The organism is Streptomyces sp. OR43, assembly GCF_008042275.1.
Lineage (GTDB): Bacteria > Actinomycetota > Actinomycetes > Streptomycetales > Streptomycetaceae > Streptomyces.
Window position 1 is genome coordinate 240,470 of sequence record NZ_RDBK01000025.1, and the last position, 7,164, is coordinate 247,633.

The following is a 7,164-nucleotide window of genomic DNA, read 5'->3' on the forward strand; positions in this document are numbered from 1 at the left end:
TCGGTTCCCTTTCCGCTTCGAGTCCCGTTACGAGAACAGCGCCCGGCCCCACCAGTCGTCCTTGTCGCGGACGCCCGGCGGGACGGCGAAGTGCGCCGAACCCACGTGCTGGATGTACTCGTTGAGTGCGTCGTGTGCCGCCAGGCGCCGCTGCAGCGGTACGAACGCCGTGCGGGTGTCGCGCTGGTAGGCGAGGAAGAACAGCCCGGCGTCGAGCCGGCCCAGGCCGTCCGTGCCGTCGGTGAAGGAGTAGCCGCGCCGCAGGATCGTCGCCCCGTCATTGGTGTCGGGGTGCGCCAGCCGTACGTGCGCGGTCGGCAGCATCGCCTTCAGGAACGGCTCGTCGCGCTCCTTCGCCTTGCCGACCGGGGCGCCCTCGCCCTTGTCGCGGCCGAAGACGTCCTCCTGCTCCTGCAGCGGGGCACGGTCCCAGGTCTCGATGTGCATCCGGATGCGCCGGGCCACCAGGTACGAACCCCCGGTCATCCAGCCCGCGTCGTCCTTCGGGCCGACCCACACGTGCTGGTCGAGGGCGGCGGTGTCCGTGCCGGAGATGTTCCGGGTGCCGTCCTTGAAGCCCATCATGTTGCGCGGGGTCTGGGCGTCCGGTGTCGTCGAGGACGTCTTGCCGAAGCCCAGCTGCGACCAGCGGATCGCGGTGCGGCCCATGCCGATCCTGGCCAGGTTGCGGATGGCGTGCACCGCCACCTGCGGGTCGTCCGCACACGCCTGGACACACAGGTCGCCGCCGCTGCGGGCCCGGTCGAGGTTGTCGCCCGGGAACTTCGGCAGGTCGACGAGCGCGTCCGGACGCCTGTCCTCCAGGCCGAACCGGCCCTTGGCGAACAACGAGGGGCCGAAGCCGATCGTCAGCGTCAGCCGGGACGGCCTGAGCCCCAGGGCCTCGCCCGTGTCGTCCGGCGGGGCCTCGGCCGGGCCCCCGTAGGCGCCGTCGCCGACCGCGTGGCCGGCCGTCATCCGCTCGGCCGCCCGGGTCCACTCCTTGAGCAGCGCGACCAGTTCGGCCCGGTCCTCCGTCGTCACGTCGAACGCGGCGAAGTGCAGCCGGTCCTGGACGGCCGTGGCGATACCCGCCTGGTGCGCACCGTGGAACGGCACCGCCGCACCGCTGTCCGCGGCCGTCACGGCGGTGTCCCCGGAACGCAGCGCGGCCACGGTCCCGCCCGCCACGGCCGCGCCGAGCGCGAGCCCGGCCCCGCCCCAGCCGAGCAGAGCGCGCCGCGAGGGGGTGCCCGCGGCTTCCTTCCGGTTCTCCCCGGCCTGCTCACTCATGCCCACCACCCCGTTACTTCGTCACCGCGGCGGCGAGCCGCGAGAGGGGCTCGGCCAGCGCGTTGACCGCGTCCGACAGCTCCTTGCGGTCCGCCTTGCCGACCTTCTCGTACGACGTGAAGACGTAGGAGCTCTTGTCCGTGCGGTACTTGTCGAGCAGCGTGTTCAGCGCCGCGAACTGCTTGTCCAGGGAGGCGGTCAGCGCCGCGTCGTTCTTCGTGGCGATCGCCTTCAGCAACTGGTAGGACTTCTCCGCGCCCTCGACGTTGGCCTTGAAGTCGACGAGGTCGGTGTGGCTGTAGCGCTCCTCCTCACCGGTGACCTTGCCGGTGGCGACCTCGTCGAGGAGCTCCTTGGCGCCGTTGGCCATCGAGGTCGGGGTGATCTCCGCCGTGCCGACGCGCTTCTGCCAGTCGAGCAGGTCCTTGTAGAGGGTGGGCGCCAGCGCCTTCTCCTCGGTGCCCAGCTTCTTGTCCTGCCACAGCGCCTTCTCCAGGCGGTGCCAGCCGGTCCACTTCTGGCCGTCCTCCAGGCCGTCCTCCCGGACGTCGACCTTCGGGTCGATGTCGCCGAACGACTCGGCGACCGGCTCGGTGCGCTCCCAGCCGATACGGGAGTCGGCGTACGCCTTCTTCGCGGCCTCGATGTCACCGGCGGCGACGGCGTCCGTGAAGACCTTGACCTTCGGCAGCGTCTCGTCGGCCTGCGCCTGGACGTAGGTGCGGTAGGCGGCGACAGCCGTGTCCATCTCCGGGCTGCGCTTGGCCGCCTTGCCGCCGCTCACCTCGATCTTCTGCCGGATGCCGTGGCCCTTCATGCCGGGCTTGCAGGCGATCTCGTACGAACCGGCCTTGATCTCGGCGGTGATGGTGGCCTTGGTGCCCGGGCCGATGTTCTCGCGCTCGGCGACGATGCGGTCGTCCGGGAACAGGACGTAGACCTCGGTGACCTTGGAGCCCTTGTTCTCCACGGCCAGCTCGACGTGCCCGGCCGGCAGCTTCGTCTTCGAGACGTCGCACGCATCGTCCTTGGCGACGACCTGGACGGCGCCCTCGCCCTTGCCGTCGCTCTTCTCGGCGCAGCCCGTGACAGCGGTCAGGGCGGCCACGGTGGCGGCAGCGGTGACGACGGAGAGACGAACGGCTCGCATGAAGGCTCCACTTGGGGACGTAGGAGAAGACAGAAAGGGTTGGACAAAGGTGGGTGAGGCGGACCTAACTTAACCGAGGCTTACCTGACCGGTACCCACCCGTGCAGTGATTCAGCTCTCACTGGGAACACACAGAAACGGAAGGATCACAGCCGACCCATGAGCGAGCCCTCAACGGGTCAAGCAACGGTCAAGAGACCCTCTCCGGGACGACGAGAGGCACCCCGGTCCGCGGATGCGGGAACACCTCGACCGGCTGCCGGTAGACCCCGCTGAGCATCGCGCTCGTGAACACCTCGCCTGGCGGACCCGCCACCGCGATCCGTCCGTCGTGCAGCACGGCGGCCCGGTCCGCGTACGCGGCCGCGAGGCCCAGATCGTGCAGGACGACGACGACCGCGTCCCCGGCGGCGGCCCGCTCCCGGCAGATCCGCAGCACCAGTTCCTGGTGGCGCAGGTCGAGCGCGGCGGTCGGCTCGTCGAGCAGCAGCAGCGGAGCGCGCTGCGCCAGCACCCGGGCCAGCGCCACCCGGGCCCGCTCGCCGCCGGACAGCGCGGAGAAGGGGCGGGCGGCGAAGCCGGTCACCTCGGTGGCCGCCATCGCGGCACGGACCGCCGGATCGTCCTCGTCCGCCTTGTCCGTCCCGGCCCAGGGTGCCCGCCCCATCCGCACGACGTCCTCCACCGGGAACGGGAAGGACAGCGCCGCGGACTGCGGCAGCACGGCCCGGCGCAGGGCCAGCTCGGGTGCGGACCAGTCGGTGACCGGCCGCCCGTCGATCCGTACCTCCCCGCCCTCGGGAGGCAGATCGGCGGCAAGTGCGGCCAGCAGGGTCGACTTGCCGGCCCCGTTCGGGCCGACCAGCGCCAGCACCTCGCCCGCGTGCGCCGTCAGGTCGATGGAGTCGAGCACCTGCCGCCCGCCGAGCCGCACCCGCAGCGCGCGCGCCTCGGCGACCGGGTCGCCGGGGGAGACGGCCACGGGCAGCCGCCGGCTCCGGCCCGTGAAGAGGTTCCGCAGCGTCCTCATGCCCAACCACCTTGCTTGCGACGGGTCCTGCGCAGCAGCCAGAAGAAGAACGGGCTGCCGAAGAGCGCGGTCAGCACACCGAGCGGCAGCTCGGCCGGATCGGCGACGGTACGGGCCGCGAGATCGCCCGCGACCAGCACCAGCGCCCCGCCGAGCGCGCTGCCGGGCACGAGGAAGCGGTGCCCGGGCCCGTTCGCCATCCGCAGCAGATGCGGCACCAGCAGCCCGACGAACGAGATGATCCCGGCGACCGCCACCGCGGCGGCGGTCAGCAGTGCCACGACGAGCACCAGCACCATGCGGAGCCGTTCGACATCGACGCCGAGGTGCCGGGCCGGCCGCTCACCGAGCGCCAGCAGGTCCAGCTTCCGGGCGTAGAAGGGAGCGAGGACGAGGCCGAGCACCGCGCACGGCAGCACGGCCAGCACCTTCGGCCAGGTGGCCTGGGCCAGCGAACCGAGCTGCCAGAAGGTGATCTGGGTGATCTGCGCGTTGTCGGCGAAGAAGATGAACAGGCCGATCAGCGCGCCCGCGAAGGCGTTCACGGCGATGCCCGTGAGGATCAGCGTCACCACCTCCGTCCGGCCGCCCGACCGTGACAGCGCGTACACCAGCAGCACGGTCAGCAGACCGGCGGCGAACGCGCAGACGGTGATGGTCCAGTTGCCGAAGAAGCTCAGCCCGAGCGCGATCGAGGCGACCGCGCCGACCGCCGCCCCCGCGGAGATCCCGATGACGCCCGGCTCGGCGAGCGGATTGCCGAACACGCCCTGCATCAGGGCCCCCGCGCAGCCGAGCGAGGCGCCGACCAGCAGTGCGAGGACGACCCTCGGCAGCCGTACGTTCCACAGGACGCTCTCGCCGACCCGGTCCAGGGCGTGGCCGCCGAGCCCGGCGCGGTGCTGGGCGGAGGCGAGGACGTCGCCCAGCGGGATGCTGTACGCGCCGAGTCCGGCGGACAGCAGGCAGCACAGGAGCAGGGCGGCGAGCAGTCCGGCGGTCAGCGTGACGGCCGTGGAGCGGCGGGCCCGGGGGGCCGCCCGGCCGGCGGACGCTTCGTGTGCGGTGGTCACTGGGCCGTACCGCCTTCGGGGTAGAGCTGGGCGATCAGTTCGCTCAGCACCCGGTCCGTGCGCGGCCCGTAGTTCAGCAGCACCCCGTCGTCGATCGAGACGATCCGCCGGTCCAGGCCCGCCGGGGTCTCGGCGACGCCCGGAATCTTCACCAGCCCGTCGACACCGCCGACCGAGTCGAGCCCCTTCGCCATCACGAGGATCGCGTCGGGCGCCGCCTTGGCCAGGGCCTCGCTGGTGATGGCGGTGAAGTCCTTCTTCAGCCCGGACGCCTTGCCCGCGTCGACGGCGCCCGCCGCCTCCAGCAGCGAACTCGCCCCGGACTCCCGGCCGCCCAGCAGGTAGACGGATGCGGAGCCGCGCAGATAGAGGAAGGCGACCCGCGGTTTCTTCGCTCCGTCGGCCGGTGGGGGTACGGACGCGCGGACCGCGTCGATGCGGTCCTGGGTGCGCTTCTCGAGCTCGTCGCCGGAGCCCGGTACGCCGAGTGCCGCGGCCACCGTGTCGATCCGACGGCCCACGTCGGCGAGTTCCTTGGCGGGTTCGACGACCACGAGCGGAATCCCGGCGTCGCGGATCTGGCCGATGGCCTCGGCCGGTCCCGTCGTCGTCTCGGCGAGGACGAGAGTGGGCCGCAGGGACAGGACGCTCTCCGCCGAGACGTCGTGGGCCCGGGTCACCACGGGGAGCTCCGCGGCCTGTTCGAAGGTGGCGGTGATGTCGCGGGCCACGACCTGCTTGCCGAGGCCGAGGGTGAAGACGATCTCGCTCAGGCCTCCGGTCAGCGGCACGATCCGGTCCGCCGAGGTGACCGTGGTCCGCTCGCCGTCCGCCGAGGTGACGGTGACGGGCAGCCGCGGTGCCGGTGCCGTGGTCAGTGGCTCGATCCGGTCCGCCTTCGCTGCCGTGGAGGCCCCGGCGCCCGCGGCCTTCGCCGCGGGGGCCCCCGTACCGCCGCAGCCGGCCAGCGTCAGGGCCGTCGCCAGGGCGATGACGGCCGCGGCGACGCCGGTGCGCCCGCGCCTCGGTTGCCCGGCGCCCCGTCCCGGCGGGGCGAAGTCCTGATGGAAGCGCACTGGGGCACCGTCCTGTCGTTCTGCGGCGTGCAGTTGGTGAGGGATTGCGAGAAATGTGACGGAAGGGGGTACCGGCACAGGATGTACATACCTTAGGTTAGCCTTACCTCAGTTACTAGACCTCGGAGGGGTCCTCATGCCCTCGTTCAGACCTGCCCGCGCGCTCGCCGTCGCGCTTCTCGCGGTGGTGCCGGCAGCGCTGCTCCCGGCCACCGCCGCCGAGGCGGCGGACCGCACGGTGCGGGGCGGACGGCTGGACTGGGGCATCAAGTCCTCCTTCCAGAGTTACGTCACCGGCCCGATCGCCCAGGGCAGTTGGGGCCTGACCGGCGGCGCCGCGACGGTCGGCGGCAGCCAGTTCCGCTTCCACTCCGCGACCGGCTCCTACGATCCGGCGAGCGGCGCGTTCCGGGCCGGTTTCTCGGGCAGCGTCCACTTCACCGGCCACAAGAAGGCCGGTGGCTCCTACGAGCTCGACCTCACCATCAGCCGCCCCACGGTCCGGATCCAGGGCGGCGGCGGCACGGTGTACGCGGACATGGTCAGCAAGGACCGGGGGAGCGGCCGGGTCACCTCCGCCGCCCAGGTCCCGCTGGCCACGCTCGGGCTGTCCGGGATCGACATGACGGGCGGCAGCACGCCCGTCGCTCTCAACAACGTTCCGGCGACGCTCACTTCACAGGGCGCCAAGGCCTTCGCCGGCTACTACACCGCCGGCACCCCGCTGGACCCGGTCAGCCTGTCCGTGGACACCTCGGCCCCCGCGCCGAAGCCCGCCGCGTCGAAGCCTCCTGAGAAGCCGGCGAGCAGCGCACCACCGAAGGCCACCGCCGGCCGCTTCGAGGACGCCGCCGTCGACTGGGGGGTGCGCCGCACCTTCCGTGAGTACGTCACCGGCTCGATCGGCCAGGGGAAGTGGACCCTGGCCGGAGGCGCCCAGGACGGCGGGGCCCTCTTCCGCTTCCCGAAGGGCACGGGCACGTACGACCCGAAGAAGCAGGCCCTGGCGGCGGACTTCGTGGGCAGCGTCCGTTTCACCGGGGCCGGCGGCCTCGATCTGACGCTCTCCCGGTTCGCCGTACGGCTGGACGCGGGCAAGGGCACGCTCCGCGCCGATGTCCTCAGCGAGGGCACCACCCGCAAGGCCGTTCCCCTCGTCACGTTCACGGCGAAGGACTTCGCCCCGAAGGACGGCCTCGCGGTCCTCACGGAGGCCCCCGCCACCCTGACCGCCGACGGCGCCAGGGCCTTCGGCTCCCTCTACACGGAGGGCACCGCGATGGACCCGGTCTCGCTCGCCGTGGCCGTCGAGGCGACCGCGAAGCTGCCCGCGCTCCCCGACCTGGGCAGCGGGGCCGCGTCCTCGGCGCAGCCGTCCGCCGCCCCCGCCTCGAAGGCCCCCGCGACCGCCGCTTCCGTGGCGGACGAGGACTCCCGCACCGGGCTGTACCTGGTCCTCGGCGGCGTCGGCGTCCTCGCCGCGGCCGGAGCCGGCGTGCTCGTTCTCGTACGCCGCAACCGCTCCACGGCGGACACCCCTTC

The 7,164-nt window shown here is 72.4% G+C and carries 6 protein-coding genes; 1 reads left to right on the plus strand and 5 read right to left on the minus strand.

The features are described from left to right. Positions 1-27 precede the first annotated feature (27 nt). The 5 genes from efeB to EAO72_RS13825 all read right to left on the minus strand — a co-directional run bounded on the left by efeB (position 28) and on the right by EAO72_RS13825 (position 5,622). The gene (gene efeB, locus EAO72_RS13805; RefSeq protein WP_148017588.1) at positions 28-1,293 is read right to left on the minus strand and encodes an iron uptake transporter deferrochelatase/peroxidase subunit; all 1,266 of its coding nucleotides are present in this window, start codon (positions 1,291-1,293) and stop codon (positions 28-30) included. Between the two features lie 13 nt (positions 1,294-1,306). Next, positions 1,307-2,443 carry an iron uptake system protein EfeO gene (gene efeO / locus EAO72_RS13810; RefSeq protein ID WP_148017589.1) on the minus strand — a complete coding sequence of 379 codons (1,137 nt, stop codon included), beginning with the start codon at positions 2,441-2,443 and terminating at the stop codon, positions 1,307-1,309. A gap of 190 nt (positions 2,444-2,633) precedes the next feature. Then, the gene (locus EAO72_RS13815) at positions 2,634-3,473 is read right to left on the minus strand and encodes a heme ABC transporter ATP-binding protein (protein ID WP_148017590.1); all 840 of its coding nucleotides are present in this window, start codon (positions 3,471-3,473) and stop codon (positions 2,634-2,636) included. Further along, a complete protein-coding gene (locus EAO72_RS13820; protein WP_148017591.1) occupies positions 3,470-4,546 on the minus strand; it encodes a FecCD family ABC transporter permease in 1,077 nt (358 codons plus the stop codon). Before EAO72_RS13820 ends, EAO72_RS13815 begins: the two co-directional genes overlap by 4 nt. Continuing rightward, positions 4,543-5,622, minus strand: coding sequence for a heme/hemin ABC transporter substrate-binding protein (locus EAO72_RS13825; RefSeq protein WP_148017592.1), 1,080 nt, complete (start codon positions 5,620-5,622; stop codon positions 4,543-4,545). Before EAO72_RS13825 ends, EAO72_RS13820 begins: the two co-directional genes overlap by 4 nt. A 136-nt stretch (positions 5,623-5,758) precedes the next feature. Here EAO72_RS13825 and EAO72_RS13830 point away from each other — a divergent pair. Next, on the plus strand, positions 5,759-7,164 hold a 1,406-nt coding region (locus EAO72_RS13830; protein WP_148017820.1), incomplete at its 3' end, for an HtaA domain-containing protein.